Raw genomic sequence first — 14,724 nt, 5'->3', positions numbered from 1 at the left:
GACCGCGCCCCGGTACCCTGGAACCCATGACCGATTCCTCTCCCGAGCGCGGGGCCGCCTCCGCCGTGCGCACGACCAAGCCGCGTCAGGTGCGTCCGGCGACCGAGGGTTGGTCGCAGCAGAAGGACGAGACCGGCCGGCCCCTGCTGCAGTTCGCCAGCCCGAAGCGCGGCAAGCCCCCGGTGCACCTCGCCGACCTCACCCCCGAGCAGCGCGTCGAGAAGGTGAAGGAACTGGGCATGCCCGGGTTCCGGGCCAAGCAGCTCGAGAAGCACTACTTCCGGCACTTCACCTCGGACCCCGCCGAGATGACCGACCTGCCGGCGGCGGGCCGGGACGAGCTCGTGGCGGGCATGCTGCCGCCCCTGTTGACGGAGGTGCGCCGACTCGAGACCGATCGCGGCGACACGATCAAGTTCCTCTGGAAGCTCCATGACGGCGCCCTCGTCGAGTCGGTGCTCATGCGTTACACCGGCCGCATCACCCTCTGCGTCTCGAGCCAGGCCGGGTGCGGCATGAACTGCCCGTTCTGCGCCACCGGCCAGGCAGGGCTGACCCGCAACATGTCGGCCGCCGAGATCGTCGAGCAGATCGTCCGCGCCAACCGGCTGATCGCCGACGGCGGCCTCGGTGATCCGCGCAAGGTCGGCCACGAGGGCGAGCGCGTCACGAACATCGTCTTCATGGGCATGGGCGAGCCGCTGGCGAACTACGCCCGGGTCATGCAGGCGGTGCGCACGATGGTCGACAAGGACCACGGCATCGGCATGAGCGCGCGCGGCATCACGATCTCGACGGTCGGTCTCGTCCCCGCGATCCAGAAGTTGACGAAGGAGGACATCCCCGTCACCTTCGCACTGTCGCTGCACGCGCCCGACGACCAGCTGCGCGACGAGCTCATCCCGGTGAACTCGCGCTGGAAGGTCGACGAGGCCCTCGACGCCGCGCGTGCGTACTTCGACGAGACCGGCCGTCGCGTGTCGATCGAGTACGCCCTGATCAAGGACATGAACGATCACGCCTGGCGGGCCGACCTGCTCGCCGAGAAGCTCAACGCCCGCGGCCGCGGCTGGGTGCATGTGAACCCGATCCCGCTGAACCCCACGCCGGGATCCATCTGGACGTCGTCCGAGCCCGAGGTGCAGGACGAGTTCGTGCGCCGCCTGAACGAGGCCGGGGTGCCCACGACGCTGCGCGACACCCGCGGCAAAGAGATCGACGGCGCCTGCGGCCAGCTCGTGGCCACCGAGGACGATCAGCGCGCCGCCGACACCGTTCCCGCCGGCTGAGCCCGCGGGACATGCGCACCGTCGGGGTGGACCTGGCGGCCGCCGACGCGGGCACCGCGGTGGCGGTCGTCGAATGGGCCGCATCGTCCGCCCGCCTGGTGTCACTGCGGCTCGGCGCCTCCGATACCGACATCGTCGACGCGGCGCGGACGGCGACGAAGATCGGAATCGACTGCGCGCTGGGCTGGCCCGACGAGTTCGTCGACTTCGTCTCGCGCCACGCCGACCCGTCCGGCGCACCGGAGGTCGACGGCGGGGCGTCATGGCGGCGCCGGCTCGCCTACCGGGAGACCGACCGGGTCGTGCGAGCCATCACGGGCCGGTGGCCGCTCAGCGTCTCGACGGACCGTCTGGGCGTCACGGCGTTGCGGTGCGCGGGTCTCGTGGCGCGGCTGCGGGCCGACGGCCGCGACGTCGACCGCGCCGGCTCGGGCGACCTGGCCGAGGTCTATCCGGGCGCGTCCCTCCGGGTCTGGGGCTTCGACACCCGCGGCTACCGCGTCGACCCCGCGGTGCGTCGGGTCCTGCTGGATGCGATGCTCGGGGCCGCGCCGTGGCTCGACCCCGGTGAGCACGCCGCGACGATGGTGCGCTCGGGCGACGCGTTCGACGCGGTCGTGGCGGCGCTCGCGACGCGCGCCTCCGCTCGCGGGGCGGTGATCCAGCCGGAACCCGACCAGCTCGCCGCTGCTCGCCGCGAGGGGTGGATCGCTCTGCCGACCGGGCCGCTCGACGACCTCGTCGCGCACGGTCAGCCGCCCACCGCGTAGCGGATCCGTCACGGGGCGCAACCCCCGGCTGCACAGGCCCGCCGAGCGGTAGCGTCATCGCATGGTTGAGTATCGCTACCTCGGCAACAGTGGATTCAAAGTCTCGGAGATCACGTACGGGAACTGGGTGACGCACGCCTCGCAGGTGGAGAACGACGCGGCGATCGCGACGGTCCACAAGGCGCTGGATCTGGGCATCACGTCGTTCGACACCGCCGACGCCTACGCCAACACGGCGGCGGAGGTCGTCCTCGGCGACGCGCTCAAGGGTCAGCCGCGCGAGTCGCTCGAGATCTTCACGAAGGTGTACTGGCCCACCGGCCGCAAGGGACCCAACGATCAGGGCCTCTCGCGCAAGCACATCTTCGACAGCATCAACGGGTCGCTGCGGCGTCTCGGGGTCGAGTACGTCGACCTCTATCAGGCGCACCGCTACGACTACGAGACCCCGCTCGAGGAGACGATGCAGGCCTTCGCCGACATCGTGCGTCAGGGCAAGGCGCTCTACATCGGGGTGAGCGAGTGGACCGCCGAACAGCTTCGCGAGGGGCACGCCCTGGCCAAGCAGCTGGGGGTCCAGCTCGTGTCGAACCAGCCGCAGTACTCCGCGCTCTGGCGCGTCATCGAGGGCAAGGTCATCCCCACCTCGCAGGAGCTCGGCATCTCGCAGATCGTGTGGTCGCCGCTGGCCCAGGGCGTTCTGACCGGCAAGTACCAGCCGGGCCAGCCCGTGCCGGAGGGGTCGCGCGCGACCGACGAGAAGAGCGGCGCGAACTTCATCAAGCGCTTCTTGAACGACGAGGTTCTCACCGCCGTCCAGAAGCTGCGGCCCATCGCCGACGAGGCGGGCCTGACGATCGCGCAGCTGTCGCTGGCCTGGGTCCTGCACAACGACAACATCGCCGCAGCCCTGGTCGGGGCCTCGCGTCCCGAGCAGCTCGAGGACACGGTCAAGGCGTCGGGTGTGAAGCTCGACGACGCGGCGTACGCGGCGATCAACGACGCCCTCGGCGGCGTCGCGGCCACCGACCCGGCCGAGACCGAGACGGTCTCGCCCAAGAGTCGCCCGGCCTGATCGTGGCGGCGACGAGCGCCGGCATCCTGCCCTACCGCGTCGCTGCGGACGGCACGGTGTCGGCGCTCGTCGCGCACATGGGCGGGCCCTATTGGGCGTCCCGGGACGAGGGCGCCTGGTCGATCGTGAAGGGCGAGTTCGATGCCGAGGGCGAGACGGCCCGGGATGCCGCCCGGCGCGAGTTCCGCGAGGAGCTGGGCCTGGACCCGCCCGGGGGCGAGTACGCCGAGCTCGGCACGTTCGCCTATGCCTCGGGCAAGCGGATCACCGTGTTCGTCGTCGACGGCGCGGGGTTCGACGTGACGCCGGCTCGGTTCGGAGAGTTCGAGATGGAATGGCCGCCGCGGTCGGGCCGTCGGGCGTCGTTCCCCGAGGTCGACCGCGTGGCGTGGCTGTCGCTCGACGACGCGCGAACGCGGCTCGTCCGCGGCCAGCGCCCGGCCCTGGACCGGCTCGCCAAGCTGCTGGGCGCGATCTAGCTCAGCGCTTCTTCTTCGGCGCCTCCGAGACGTCGAGTCGCTCGTGTCGGCCGCCCAATGACGACCACGCGCTCGCCGTGCCCTTCGCTGCGTGCTCCGCCCCGCGCACGGCCCGCTCGTCGGCCCACTCGTTGAGCACGTGGCCCCGGTGCCCGCGCACGTGCTCCAGCACGACGTCGGGCAGGCCACGGGCACGCCGGGCGTCGCGGGCGACGATGAGCTGCTCGAGGATGTCGCGGTTCTTCGTAGGAGCACCCGTGGAGGTCTTCCAGCCGCGGCGACGGTGGCCGTCCATCCACGAGGCGTAGGTGTCGATGGCGTACTTCGAATCGGCCTGCACGACGAGCTCGGGGACGTCGGGGTGGTCCTCGATCGCATGGAGCAGACCCAGCAGCTCACCGATGTTGTTCGTGCCCTCGGGGAGGGCCCCGGCGGCCCAATGCCCGTCCTCGCCGACCCATGCCCAGCCGGTCGGTCCGGGGTTGCCCTTGCAGGCGCCGTCGGTGGCCACGACATAGCGGGAGGGTGCTTCGCTCACCCTGAAACGCTAGTCGACCGCGGGCGCGGCTCGAAGCCACCGCCACCCGCACCGTCGCGCGCCGCATAAGAAGCCTCTCGTGATCGGCTTACCGCCGCTTTAGCGCGCCTGGGCACTGTGGGGTGCACGGGTCGTCCGATCCGTCGCGGTCACCGCGTCGCCGTCTTCTGGAGCGTGTCATGGTCATCAGGGTCGCCCTCTTCTCGCACGACTCGGTGGGGCTCGGCCACGTGCGTCGCAATCTCGCGATCGCCCACGCCCTCACGCGTGCCCTCCCGGCGCTGCGCGGCGAGGAGGTCACCGGCATCCTCCTCACCGGCGACGCCGGCGCGACGGCCTTCCCCGCGCCGCGTGGATGGGACTGGGTGGTGCTGCCGGGCATCACCGTCGGCGACGGCGGCTACCGCTCCCGCCACCTCGCCGCCGGCATCGACCGCGTCACCGCCATGCGCGGCGGCGCCGCCGCGGGCGTGCTGAGCGCGTTCGGCCCCGATCTGGTCATCGTCGACCGGCATCCGTTCGGCGTGCACGGCGAGCTGACGGCGGCGCTGCGCATCCTCCGCGACGAGCAGCCGTCGTGCGTCACCGTGCTGGGGCTGCGCGACGTGCTCGACCGTCCGGCGGTGGCGCGTGAGGAATTCCGGCTCCTCGGCGGAGCCGCCGCCGTCCGCGAGCTCTACGACGCCGTCTGGGTATACGGGGATCCTGCCGTGCACGACATGCGGGTGACGGGCGAGCTCCCGCGCGGCCTGCACGACCTGGTGTTCCACACCGGCTACCTCGCCAACGGGCGCAGCACGTCGATGCGGCACGAGGCGGCGCGGCCGTTCGTGCTGACCACCGTCGGCGGAGGCGCCGACGGGCTGCGGACGGCCATGACCGCCGCAGCGGCCGAGGTTCCCGAGGGACACGATCACCTGGTCGTCACCGGCCCGCAGATGCCCGAGCCCGATCGTGCGCTCGTGCGCGCTGCGGCGACCGCGGCCACCCGCGTGGTCGAGACCATCAGCGACATGCCGGATCTCGTCCATCGCGCGGCCGCCGTGGTCGGGATGGGCGGATACAACACCGTCTGCGAGGTGATGAGCAGCCCCACGCCGCTGCTCGTCGTGCCACGCGCCTCGCGCCGCGACGAGCAGCGCATCCGCGCGACCGCCCTCGCGCGGGTCGGCGCCGTCTCGTCTGCCGCGCCCGAGACCCTCGACGCCCGCACCGTCGCCGACTTCTTCGCCCGTTCGATCGGACACCGCTCGGCGCGCAGCTCCGTCGACCTCGACGGACTCGCCGCCGTCGCCCCTCTCGCCGCCCGTTCGCTGGATCGCATCCCCCAGGAGGTCATCGCCCATGCTGTCTGACATCACCGTCCCGGCTCGTCCCGCGGCGCCGCTCATCGGCTACGTGCTGAAGATGTACCCGCGCTTCTCCGAGACCTTCGTCGTCACCGAGATCCTCGCTCGCGAGGCCCAGGGCGAACGCATCGAGATCTTCGCCCTCCGGCCGACCGACGACACGCGGTTCCACGCGGAGCTCGCCCGGGTGCAGGCCCCGGTGCGCGCGATCCCGGTGCCCAAGCGGTTGAGCATCGCCTGGGCGACGCTGCGCTCGGCCGGCGCAGACCCCGAGCTGGCGGCGGCGGTCGCCCGGCACCTGTCCGAGCTCGCCGAACTCGAGCCCGACGACGCCGTCCAGGCGGTGGAGGTGGCCCGGCAGTCCCGGATGCGGGGCGTCACGCACCTGCACGCGCACTTCGGGTCGGCCGCGACGACGATCGCGCGGCTCGCGGGTCGCCTGGCCGGCATCCCGTACTCGTTCACCGCCCACGCCAAGGACATCTTCCACGAATCGGTCTCGCGCGAGGACCTGGCCCGCAAGCTCGACGATGCCGCGTTCGCGGTGACGGTCAGCGACTACAACCTCGCGCACCTGAGGGCCGAGTTCGGCGACGGTCCGCGGCTGCATCGCGTGTACAACGGGCTCGAGCTCGACCGGTTCCCGTTCGTGCCACCGGCCGCCCGCGCCGATGAGGTCCGGCTGCTCGCGGTGGGGCGCCTGGTCGAGAAGAAGGGCTTCGGGCTGCTCGTCCGAGCCGTCGAGCGGCTTCGCGCCCGCGGTGTGGCGGTGCGCCTGGACATCGTCGGTGACGGTGAGCTGGGGCCGGACCTGCGGGCGCAGATCGACGCGTCGCCCGTGCGCGATGCCGTGCGGATGCTCGGTGCCCGCTCGCAGGACGAGGTGGCGCAGTGCCTGCGCGAGGCCGACGTCTTCGTCGCTCCCTGCCTGGTCGGCGCCGACGGCAATGCCGACGGGCTGCCCACGGTGCTCCTCGAGGCCATGGCGAGCGGGGTGCCGTGCGTGTCGACGGCGGTCACCGGCATCCCCGAGATCATCCGCGACGGCGAGACGGGGGTGCTGTGCGCCCCCGGCGACGTCGCCGACCTCGCCGAGGCCCTCGCCCGGGCGTGCGCTGCGGACTTCCCGGCGGAGCCGATCGCGCGACGGGCGCGCCGGCTCATCGAGCGCGAGTTCGACGCGCGACGGCTGGCGGCCGACCTCGCCGAGCTCACCGGGGCGGTCGCGCGCGACGAGCGGAGGGCTGCCTGATGCGCGTCGCGTACCTGTGCGCAGACCCCGGGGTGCCCGTCTTCGGCACCAAGGGGGCGAGCGTGCACATCCAGGAGGTCGTGCGCGCGTTCCGGGCCCGCGGCGACGAGGTGACCGTCTACACGACCCGGCGCGGCGACCACGTGCCGGACGACCTCGCACAGCTCCGCGTGATCGAGCGCCGCGTCGCCCGCGGCGACACCGCGGCACGAGAGCGCGACATCGCCCGCGCCGCCCGCGAGCTCGCCGACGCCGCCGCCGCGGACGGCTGCGACCTGGTCTACGAGCGGTTCTCGCTGTTCAGCGACGGTGGCGCGCGGATCGCGGCCGAGACCGGCTCGCCGCTGGTGCTCGAGGTCAACGCCCCGCTCATCGAGGAGCAGCGGCTGCATCGCGAGCTCGTCGACGAGGTGGGCGTGCGCGCGCTCGCCGAGCAATCGCTGCGGGCCGCGGCGGTCGTGACCTGCGTCTCCGAACCGGTGGCCGCGTGGGCACGCGGGCTCGGCGCGGTCGACCCGGTCGTCGAGCCGAACGGCGTCAACACCGCCCGCATCCGTCCCACGACTGCGCGACGCTACGCCGGGGAGACCCCCACGGTCGGGTTCGTCGGGACGCTCAAGCACTGGCACGGCGTCGACGTGCTCCTCGACGCCGCGGCCGAACTCGCGCGACGCGGATGCGGCATCCGTCTCACCGTCATCGGCGACGGCCCCGCCGGCGCCGAGCTGCGGGAGCAGGCGACGCGCCTGGGACTGGAGGCCCGCTTCGTGGGCGCCGTCGCCCCCAGCGAGGTGCCGGCGATGCTCGGCGGGATCGACATCGGTGTCGCCCCCTACCGGGAGGCCGACGATTACTTCTCGCCGCTGAAGGTGTGCGAGTACCTCGCCGCCGGCATCCCGGTCGTCGCATCGCGGGTGGGGCAGCTGCCGCAGCTCGTCGCCCACGGTGAGACCGGCGCGCTCGTGCGCCCCGGCGATCCGGTGGCCCTCGCCGACGCCCTCGAGGCGCTTGCGGCCGACCCCGAGACGCGTGTGCGCTGGTCGGTGGCCGCCCGTCGCCGGGCGGTCGCGGCGCACGACTGGTCGGGAGTGCTGGCCCGCACCCTCGCCGCCCTCCCCGCGGAGGTGGGGGCGTGAGCCGCCGCCGGGGTCGCGCGACCGTGCCCTCGCAGCGCGCACTGGCGCGGAGCCTGCTGATCGTCAAGCCGCACCTGCGCGGCAAGGCGGGGCTGATCACCCTCGGACTCGTGGCGCTGCTCGCCGATGTCGTCTTCCGGGTGCTCGAGCCGTGGCCGCTGAAGTTCGTCGTCGATTCGGTGTCGGCGAGCCTGGGCGCGACCGCGGGTGCCGCCGCGGGCATCCCGGAGGCGACCGTGGGACTGCTCGTGGCGTGCGCGAGCCTGCTGGTGGGCCTGATCGCGCTGCGCGCGCTCGCCGCCTACGTCAGCACGGTGGCGTTCGCGCTCGTCGGTTCGCGCGTGGCGACCGAGCTGCGCGGCCGCGTCTTCGCGCATCTGCAGTCGCTCTCGCCGCGGTACCACGCCGCGACCTCGTCGGGCGATGTGGTCCAGCGCCTGGTCGGCGACATCGGGCGGCTGCAGGAGGTCGCCGTGACGGCGGGCCTGCCGCTGGTGGGCAACATCGTCACCCTGGTCGTGCTGACCGTCGTGATGTCGCTGATGGACCCGCTGCTCACCCTCGTCGTCGTGCTCGCGGCGGTGGCGTACCTCATCACCTCGCGGCGCAGCTCGCGCAAGATCACCGCGGCTTCGCGCACGACGCGCAAGGGCGAGGGGGCGCTCGCCGACACCGCGGCCGAGACGTTCGGCGCGATCCGCGTCGTGCAGGCGTACGGTCTCGAGGAGCGGTTCGGCGGCGGGTTCGCGCGCGGCAACGACAAGGCGCTCACCGAGGGCGTCCGCTCGCGCCGCCTGGCCGCCGGTCTCGAACGGCGCACCGACCTGATCGTCGGCGTCGCCACCGCGCTCGTGCTGTTCGGCGGCGGATGGCAGGTGCTCTCGGGCAGCATGACGCCGGGCGATCTGGTGGTGTTCGTCGCCTACCTGAAGCTCGCCATGCGCCCCCTCCGCGACCTCGCGAAGTTCACCGGTCGCATCGCCCGGGCCGCGGCATCGGGCGAGCGGGTCGCGGATCTGCTCGACGAGCCGGTCGAGATCGCGGATGCGCCGCACGCAGCGCCCCTCCCGCGCCTGCGCGGCGAGGTGTGGTTCGACCGGATCGACCTCGACGACGGCCGGGGACGCGCGCTCGCGCGCGACCTGACACTGCGCATCCCCGCCGGGCAGCACATCTGCATGCTGGGCCCCTCGGGCGCGGGCAAGTCCACCCTCGCCGGACTGCTGGTGCGCACGGCGGATCCGGTGGCCGGGCACGTGCGACTGGACGGGGTCAGCGTGACGCAGGCCACGGTCGCGAGCGTGCGCAGCGCCGTGTCGCTGCTGCTGCAGGAATCGGTGCTGTTCGCCGACACCGTCCGCGAGAACATCCGGCTGGGGCGCCTGGACGCCACCGACGAGGAGGTCGAGCGCGCCGCCCGCCGCGCCATGGCGCACGAGTTCGTCAGCGCCCTGCCGCAGGGGTACGACACCGTGCTGGGCAATCGGGGCGACACGCTCTCGGGCGGCCAGCGGCAGCGGATCGCGATCGCCCGCGCGCTGCTGCGCGACGCGCCGGTCGTCGTCCTCGACGAGGCCACGACGGGCCTGGACCCGCAGTCGCGGGCGCAGGTGTCGGCCTCGCTCGCCGAGCTCGCCGAGGGACGCACGGTGATCTCCATCACCCACGACGTGACGCAGGCTCTCGCCGCCGACCGTGTGGTGTGGCTCGAGGACGGCCGCATCGTCGAGGACGGCGAGCCCGGCGAGCTCATGGCGCGGTCATCGTCGCGGTTGCGTCGGTGGGTCGAGCGCGCGCGGAGCACCGAGACCCCGGTGGCGGTCGGGCCGGGAGCGGACCGATGACCCCCGCCGCCATCGCTCTGGCCCGCCTGCGCGAGCGCGACCCGCGGGTGCCCGGACTGGGCACGCTGCTCGACGCCGATGCGCTCGGCGCAGTTCTCGGGCACCCCGTGCACCTCCGGCGCGTCCGCTACAAGCCGGCGACCAGCGTGATCGCGGCCTTCGACTCGCCGCACGGCGCGGGGTGGGCGGCGGCCTACGACGGACCCGACAAGGCCCGCGTGTCGAGCGTCCCGCATCGCCGCGCAGATCCGGTGCCGGGAATCGCTCACGCCGTCACCGGGACCGCGCGGACGGACCGGGCGCTGGCCCCGGCGATGCGCGAGCTCGACCGGGCACGGCCCGGGGAGCTGACCGGGGCGCAGCTGCTGCGGCACAACCCGGGCCGGCGGCTCGTGCTCGCCGAGGCCGGCGGCGGCGCGATCGTCAAGGTCGTCGCGCGTGCTGCCGACCGGCTCCGACCGGACGCGCTGGCGGTGCTGCTCTCGGATGTCGGGGTACCCGTGCTGCCCGCGGAACGGCTGACCGACCGGGCTTGGCGCGCACCGTACTGGGGTGAGGGCGATCTGACCGTCGCGCCTTCGCCGGACGCCGCGTTCCGCGCCGGCGCGGCCCTGGCGGCCCTGCACCGGGCGCCCACCCCCGTCGCGGCTCGGCCGGTGACGGGTCCGAGTGACGCGGCGGCCGCCGCGACGGCCATCGCCGCGGTGCTGCCCGAGCTCGCCTCGCGCGCCGCGGCCCTGGCCGCGCGGCATCCCGCGGGCGGTCCCGAGCGCGTCGTGCACGGCGACTTCAGCGCCGATCAGGTGCTCGTCGGCGCGGACGGCGAGGTGAGGCTGATCGACTTCGACCGGCTGGGAACGGGAGACCCGATGCGCGATCTGGCCGGTTTCGCCGTCGAGGAGCGGATGCGTCTGGGCGCGAGCCCGCTCATCGGCGAGCTGATCGAGGGGTACCGCGCGGCCGGGGGAGAGCTCGACGATGCCCGGCTGCGCGCCTGGGTGCCGCTGTGCGCGCTCGGGCGGGCGATCGAGCCGTTCCGCCGATGCGACCCCGACTGGCCCGCGCTCGTGGACCGGGCGCTCGCCGTCGGCGAGGGGTGGACGCCGTGACGCCGGTGCCCGCCGTGGTCTCGGCGGAGGGGCGCCTCTGGCAGGTCGGTCGTGCCTGGCCGGCAGTCGACGGTGGTCACGACCTCGAGCTCTCGACACCGGGGGCGCCGGGCGTGCGCGCCGGTCGGTGGCGCGCCGGGCGGGCGGTGCTCGAGCAGCCGGCAGGCGATGCGCGGTTGCCGGCGCTGGCTGCCGTCGCAGGCGCGGGCGAGATCGTCTCGTGGCGGCGGGGCCGTCGCGCGGTGGTGCGGGAGCGTGCCGGCGGCGCGTTCGTGAAGGTCGTGCGACCGCACGCCGCTGCCGGCGTGCTGCGTGCGCACACCGAGGCGGCCGCCTTCCGCGACGGGTTCACGGTGCCGGAACCTCTTCCGGCGTCGCCGACGGACGAGCCCGGCGTCGTGCGCCTGTCGCTCGTGCCCGGGCGCACCCTGTGCGACCTGGGTGCCGACGACGCCGTCCCCGACGCGCTGGTCGACCGGGCGTGGCACGCGTGGGCCGCGGGCTGGCGGCGGGTGCTGGCGCGAAGCGCCGTCGGGATGCGGCGCCACGGTCCGCGCGACGAGGCCGCGGTCCTGCGGTCGTGGGCACTGGCCGCCGCACCGCTCGCCGACGACGCCGAGGGCCTCGCCGCGCACGCCGAGACCGTCGCCGCTCGCCTGGTCGACGGCGCCGCGCAGGATGCCGTGGTCGGGCACCGCGACCTCCACGACAAGCAGGTGCTCTTCGACGACAGCGGCGACCCCGCCGGCGCGGCCGGGCTCATCGACCTCGACACCGCGGCGGCGGTGGAACCCGCCCTCGACCTGGCGAACCTCCGGGTCCACGTGGCGTGGCGCGAGGCGCAGTCGCGTCTGAGCGCCCAGCGGGCGGCATCCGCGCGGGCTGCGATCGACGCGCTGGCCGCAGCCGTGGGCGTCGATCCCGAGCGGATGCGGGTGTACGAGGATGCGACGCGGCTGCGCCTCGGGGCGGTGTACCTCTTCCGTCCGCAGTGGCACGACACCGCGCAGGCGTGGCTGCGGGCGTCGGCCGCGTCTCAGACCAGGCGGTAGCCGACGCCGCGGACGGTCTCGATGCGGTCCGACCCCAGCTTCTGACGCAGGTAGCCGATGTAGACGTCCGCCACGTTGGAGCCCGGGTCGAAGTCGTACCCCCAGACGCGACTGAGCAGCTGCTCGCGGCTGAGCACCTGCCCGGGGTGGCGGATCAGCTCCTCCGCCAGTGCGAACTCGCGCGCCGACAGCACGACCTCCCGCCCGTCGACCGAGGCCGTGCGTTGGCGGATGTCGAGCGCGACGTCGCGATGGCGCAGCTCGGGCTGCGCCGCGGTGTTGTCGCGGCGCATGCGCAGGCGGATGCGGGCCAGCAGCTCGTCGAATCGGAACGGCTTGCCGAGGTAGTCGTCGGCGCCGCCCTCGAGGCCGGCGACGGTGTCGTGCAGCTCGACGCGGGCGGTGAGCATGATCACCGGCACATCCGACCCCGAACCGCGCAGCTGCTCCAGCACGGCGAACCCGTCGATGTCGGGCAGGTTCACATCGAGCACCACGAGGTCGAACTCGCCGCTGAGCCCCAGCGCGACGGCGTCCCCGCCCGAGGCGGTGACGCGCGTGGCGTAGCCGGCGGCGCGCAGGCCCTTGTCGATGAAGCTCGAGATGCGGGTCTCGTCGTCGACGATGAGGATGGAAGGCATCGGTCACTCCTGGGGGGAACGGGGGGATCGTGCGGCGGGACGATGCAGCGGCGGCACCGGGGGAACGATGACCTCGCGCCCGTCGACGGTGACGCGTCGGTGACCCTGCGTGCCCGGGTCACCGGGCGACGCGGCGTCGGACTGTCGCGGGATCGACACGACGAACTCCGCGCCGCCCCCCGGGGCGTCGCGCACCCAGGCCGTGCCGCCGTGCGCCCGGGCGATGACCAGGACGATGCTCAGACCGAGCCCGCTGCCCTCCGCGCCGCGACCTCCCGCGTCGCCGCGGTGGAAGCGGTCGAAGACCCGGTCGCGTTCGTCGGCGGGCACGCCCGGGCCGCGGTCGCGGACCCACAGCTCCACGGCATCCGGAGTGCGCCGGCTGCCCAGCGTGAGGTCGCCGCCACCGTGGGTGACGCCGTTCTGGGCGAGCTGCAGCACGGCCTGGGTGATGCGGGCCGGGTCGCCGGCGATGCGGGCCGCGGCGACCTCGGCCAGCGTCACCCGGGCTCCCTCCAGACCCTCGGCCTTGCGCGCGATCTGACGCAGCAGCGCGGCGGCGTCGACCGGCTGCATCGCCAGCGGCGCCGGTCCGTGGAGCGCCGCCTCGTCGGCGAGGTCCTGCACGAGGCGGCCCATGCGCGCGAGCTCGTCGATGACGAGCTCGCGCGTCTCGCGCACGTCGGAGGCGTCGCCGGCATCCATCACCTCGAGGTGGCCCGACACGATCGTCAGCGGGGTCTTGAGCTCGTGGCCGACGTCGCTGAGCAGGCGGCGCTGAGCATCGAGGGCGGCGTCCAGTCGATCGAGCATGTCGTTCATGGTCGCGGCGAGATGCGAGACGTCGTCGTTGCCGCGGACGGGAAGCCGCTCGGCGAGCGAGCGCGCCGAGACGCGGGCGGCGGTCTCGCGCATGCGTCGCAGCGGACGCAGCAGCCTCGCGGCCACGATGCCCGCGGCGCCGGCGATGAGGACGATCGCCACCGCCGCGGCGATGAGGTACACCCGCGCCGGGTCGTCGATCTCGGCCAGCTCGGCGTCGAGGTCGTACGCCGTGACGAACAGCACGGTGCCCGGCGAGGGCGAATCCGCCACGGCGATCGGGGCCGCGAGATAGCGCCAGGCCACCCCGTCGTCGGCGTACGTGCCCAGCGCGGGGTCCGTCGCGGCGACCTCGCTGACGTAGCCGACGAAGCCCGGCGCGCTCTGCAGGTCGACATCCAGCGGGACGCCGGGGATCAGCGCGGCGGTGCCGTCGATGACGCCGAGGGCGCCGGTGTTGTCGTCGGGACTGGTGCGGGTCACCACGGCCTCGAGCGCCGCCTGCGACGAGGGCCAGGGTTCGCCGCCGAGGCCGGTGGCGACCAACGCGCGGGCCGACTCGAGACTCGCGCGGAGACGCTCGTCGACGTCCGCGAGGATGCGGTCGCGCTCGACGAGGTACACCGCGACGCCGACCGAGAGCATCCCCAGCGCCGAGACGACGACGATGACCAGGACGATGCGGGTGCGCACCGTCCAGACGACCCCCGTGCGCGGAGCGGCGGCGGGGGTCATGCTGCCAGTATGCCGGGGCGCCCGCGCCCCGGTCGGCCGCATAAGGACGGTCTCATGATCGTCCGAGCTGCGGCTTATCGACGCGGGGGACGATGGATGCAGCAGCCGCGGTCCGCGCGGCGGGTCGGAGGTTCTGCGATGTCACGTCGAGTCTGGTTCGCGGTCGCCGCGATGGTCGTCGCCGCGGGCGGCGCGGTGGGTGTCACCGCCGCCGTGGCGAGCGCGTTCGAGCCGAGGACCACGACGCAGCAGGTGCTGCCCGGTGGCGCGCTGACGTCCGACCCCGGCGGCGCCGCGCTCGGTGCGGCCGACGCCGGAGTCGCCGGAGCGGGGGGCGCGGCGTCCGCGGGTGCCGCCGATCCGGGCGCCACCGATCCCGGGACGGGAGCGGGGACGACGACGCCGACCGAGCCGGCGGTTCCAGCTCCGGCAGCGCCGCAGCCCGTCGCTCCACCGGCGCCCCTGCCGGCCCCCGACTACGACGATGACGCGGACGGCGACGACGCGGATGACGATGACGGGGATGACGCCGACGACGACGGGGATGACGCCGACGACGACTGACTGTATACGTTCGGGTCAGGATGACGACGGAGCGTCCCATACGAGGGTTCTTGTGGATACAATCAAGCC

14 protein-coding genes are annotated in these 14,724 nt (G+C 73.9%); 11 read left to right on the top strand and 3 right to left on the bottom strand.

Going from position 1 to position 14,724, the window contains the following annotated elements; translation table 11 throughout:
* Nucleotides 1-26: 26 nt before the first annotated feature.
* From rlmN to HW566_RS06895, 4 genes are all read left to right on the top strand, one after another.
* A complete protein-coding gene (rlmN, locus tag HW566_RS06910) occupies nt 27-1,289 on the top strand; it encodes a 23S rRNA (adenine(2503)-C(2))-methyltransferase RlmN (RefSeq protein WP_178011525.1) in 1,263 nt (420 codons plus the stop codon).
* An 11-nt stretch (nt 1,290-1,300) separates the two neighbouring features.
* Nucleotides 1,301-2,059 (top strand): DUF429 domain-containing protein, encoded by a 759-nt coding sequence (locus HW566_RS06905; RefSeq protein WP_178011523.1) that lies wholly within the window; start codon nt 1,301-1,303, stop codon nt 2,057-2,059.
* 61 nt (nt 2,060-2,120) lie between these two features.
* Nucleotides 2,121-3,134: an aldo/keto reductase family protein gene (locus HW566_RS06900; protein WP_178011521.1), complete on the top strand. Its 1,014-nt coding sequence runs from the start codon at nt 2,121-2,123 to the stop codon at nt 3,132-3,134.
* Between the two features lie 2 nt (nt 3,135-3,136).
* Nucleotides 3,137-3,613 (top strand): NUDIX domain-containing protein, encoded by a 477-nt coding sequence (locus HW566_RS06895; RefSeq protein WP_178011519.1) that lies wholly within the window; start codon nt 3,137-3,139, stop codon nt 3,611-3,613.
* Nucleotide 3,614: 1 nt separating this feature from the next.
* On the opposite strand, the gene HW566_RS06890 is transcribed toward HW566_RS06895, so the two are convergent.
* Nucleotides 3,615-4,151 (bottom strand): ribonuclease H family protein, encoded by a 537-nt coding sequence (locus tag HW566_RS06890; protein ID WP_178011518.1) that lies wholly within the window; start codon nt 4,149-4,151, stop codon nt 3,615-3,617.
* Nucleotides 4,152-4,330: 179 nt separating this feature from the next.
* Between HW566_RS06890 and HW566_RS06885 the strand changes: the two genes are divergently transcribed.
* From HW566_RS06885 to HW566_RS06860, 6 genes are read left to right on the top strand one after another with little or no spacing between them, the layout of a single operon-like run.
* The gene (locus HW566_RS06885) at nt 4,331-5,506 is read left to right on the top strand and encodes a glycosyltransferase family protein (protein ID WP_178011517.1); all 1,176 of its coding nucleotides are present in this window, start codon (nt 4,331-4,333) and stop codon (nt 5,504-5,506) included.
* Nucleotides 5,496-6,752, top strand: a complete 1,257-nt coding sequence (locus HW566_RS06880; protein ID WP_178011516.1) for a glycosyltransferase — start codon at nt 5,496-5,498, stop codon at nt 6,750-6,752. The genes HW566_RS06885 and HW566_RS06880 overlap by 11 nt, the downstream gene beginning before the upstream one ends.
* The gene (locus tag HW566_RS06875) at nt 6,752-7,888 is read left to right on the top strand and encodes a glycosyltransferase family 4 protein (RefSeq protein ID WP_178011515.1); all 1,137 of its coding nucleotides are present in this window, start codon (nt 6,752-6,754) and stop codon (nt 7,886-7,888) included. The genes HW566_RS06880 and HW566_RS06875 overlap by 1 nt, the downstream gene beginning before the upstream one ends.
* Entirely contained in the window at nt 7,885-9,732 is a 1,848-nt protein-coding gene (locus HW566_RS06870; protein ID WP_178011514.1) for an ABC transporter ATP-binding protein, read from the top strand. The genes HW566_RS06875 and HW566_RS06870 overlap by 4 nt, the downstream gene beginning before the upstream one ends.
* The gene (locus HW566_RS06865) at nt 9,729-10,841 is read left to right on the top strand and encodes a phosphotransferase family protein (protein ID WP_178011513.1); all 1,113 of its coding nucleotides are present in this window, start codon (nt 9,729-9,731) and stop codon (nt 10,839-10,841) included. The genes HW566_RS06870 and HW566_RS06865 overlap by 4 nt, the downstream gene beginning before the upstream one ends.
* A complete protein-coding gene (locus tag HW566_RS06860; protein WP_178011512.1) occupies nt 10,838-11,893 on the top strand; it encodes a hypothetical protein in 1,056 nt (351 codons plus the stop codon). The genes HW566_RS06865 and HW566_RS06860 overlap by 4 nt, the downstream gene beginning before the upstream one ends.
* On the opposite strand, the gene HW566_RS06855 is transcribed toward HW566_RS06860, so the two are convergent.
* Together HW566_RS06855 and HW566_RS06850 are read right to left on the bottom strand one after the other, a co-directional pair.
* Entirely contained in the window at nt 11,878-12,534 is a 657-nt protein-coding gene (locus HW566_RS06855; RefSeq protein WP_178011511.1) for a response regulator transcription factor, read from the bottom strand. The genes HW566_RS06860 and HW566_RS06855 overlap by 16 nt on opposite strands.
* Before the next feature lie 3 nt (nt 12,535-12,537).
* Nucleotides 12,538-14,091, bottom strand: a complete 1,554-nt coding sequence (locus HW566_RS06850; protein WP_178011510.1) for a sensor histidine kinase — start codon at nt 14,089-14,091, stop codon at nt 12,538-12,540.
* Between the two features lie 138 nt (nt 14,092-14,229).
* Between HW566_RS06850 and HW566_RS06845 the strand changes: the two genes are divergently transcribed.
* On the top strand, nt 14,230-14,655 hold the full coding sequence (locus tag HW566_RS06845; protein ID WP_178011509.1) for a hypothetical protein: 426 nt from the start codon (nt 14,230-14,232) through the stop codon (nt 14,653-14,655).
* Nucleotides 14,656-14,724 lie beyond the last annotated feature (69 nt).

The organism is Microbacterium oleivorans (assembly GCF_013389665.1).
GTDB classification, from domain to species: Bacteria; Actinomycetota; Actinomycetes; order Actinomycetales; family Microbacteriaceae; genus Microbacterium; species Microbacterium oleivorans_C.
This window is presented reverse-complemented; position numbering and strand designations above follow the sequence as displayed.

What these genes read in the sequence shown, in the direction of transcription:
- rlmN (WP_178011525.1), top strand. Translation starts at nt 27, where the DNA reads ATGACCGATTCCTCTCCCGAGCGCGGGGCCGCCTCCGCCGTGCGCACG.
- HW566_RS06905 (WP_178011523.1), top strand. Translation starts at nt 1,301, where the DNA reads ATGCGCACCGTCGGGGTGGACCTGGCGGCCGCCGACGCGGGCACCGCG.
- HW566_RS06900 (WP_178011521.1), top strand. Translation starts at nt 2,121, where the DNA reads ATGGTTGAGTATCGCTACCTCGGCAACAGTGGATTCAAAGTCTCGGAG.
- HW566_RS06885 (WP_178011517.1), top strand. Translation starts at nt 4,331, where the DNA reads ATGGTCATCAGGGTCGCCCTCTTCTCGCACGACTCGGTGGGGCTCGGC.
- HW566_RS06880 (WP_178011516.1), top strand. Translation starts at nt 5,496, where the DNA reads ATGCTGTCTGACATCACCGTCCCGGCTCGTCCCGCGGCGCCGCTCATC.
- HW566_RS06875 (WP_178011515.1), top strand. Translation starts at nt 6,752, where the DNA reads ATGCGCGTCGCGTACCTGTGCGCAGACCCCGGGGTGCCCGTCTTCGGC.
- HW566_RS06865 (WP_178011513.1), top strand. Translation starts at nt 9,729, where the DNA reads ATGACCCCCGCCGCCATCGCTCTGGCCCGCCTGCGCGAGCGCGACCCG.
- HW566_RS06855 (WP_178011511.1), bottom strand. Translation starts at nt 12,534, where the DNA reads ATGCCTTCCATCCTCATCGTCGACGACGAGACCCGCATCTCGAGCTTC.
- HW566_RS06850 (WP_178011510.1), bottom strand. Translation starts at nt 14,091, where the DNA reads ATGACCCCCGCCGCCGCTCCGCGCACGGGGGTCGTCTGGACGGTGCGC.
- HW566_RS06845 (WP_178011509.1), top strand. Translation starts at nt 14,230, where the DNA reads ATGTCACGTCGAGTCTGGTTCGCGGTCGCCGCGATGGTCGTCGCCGCG.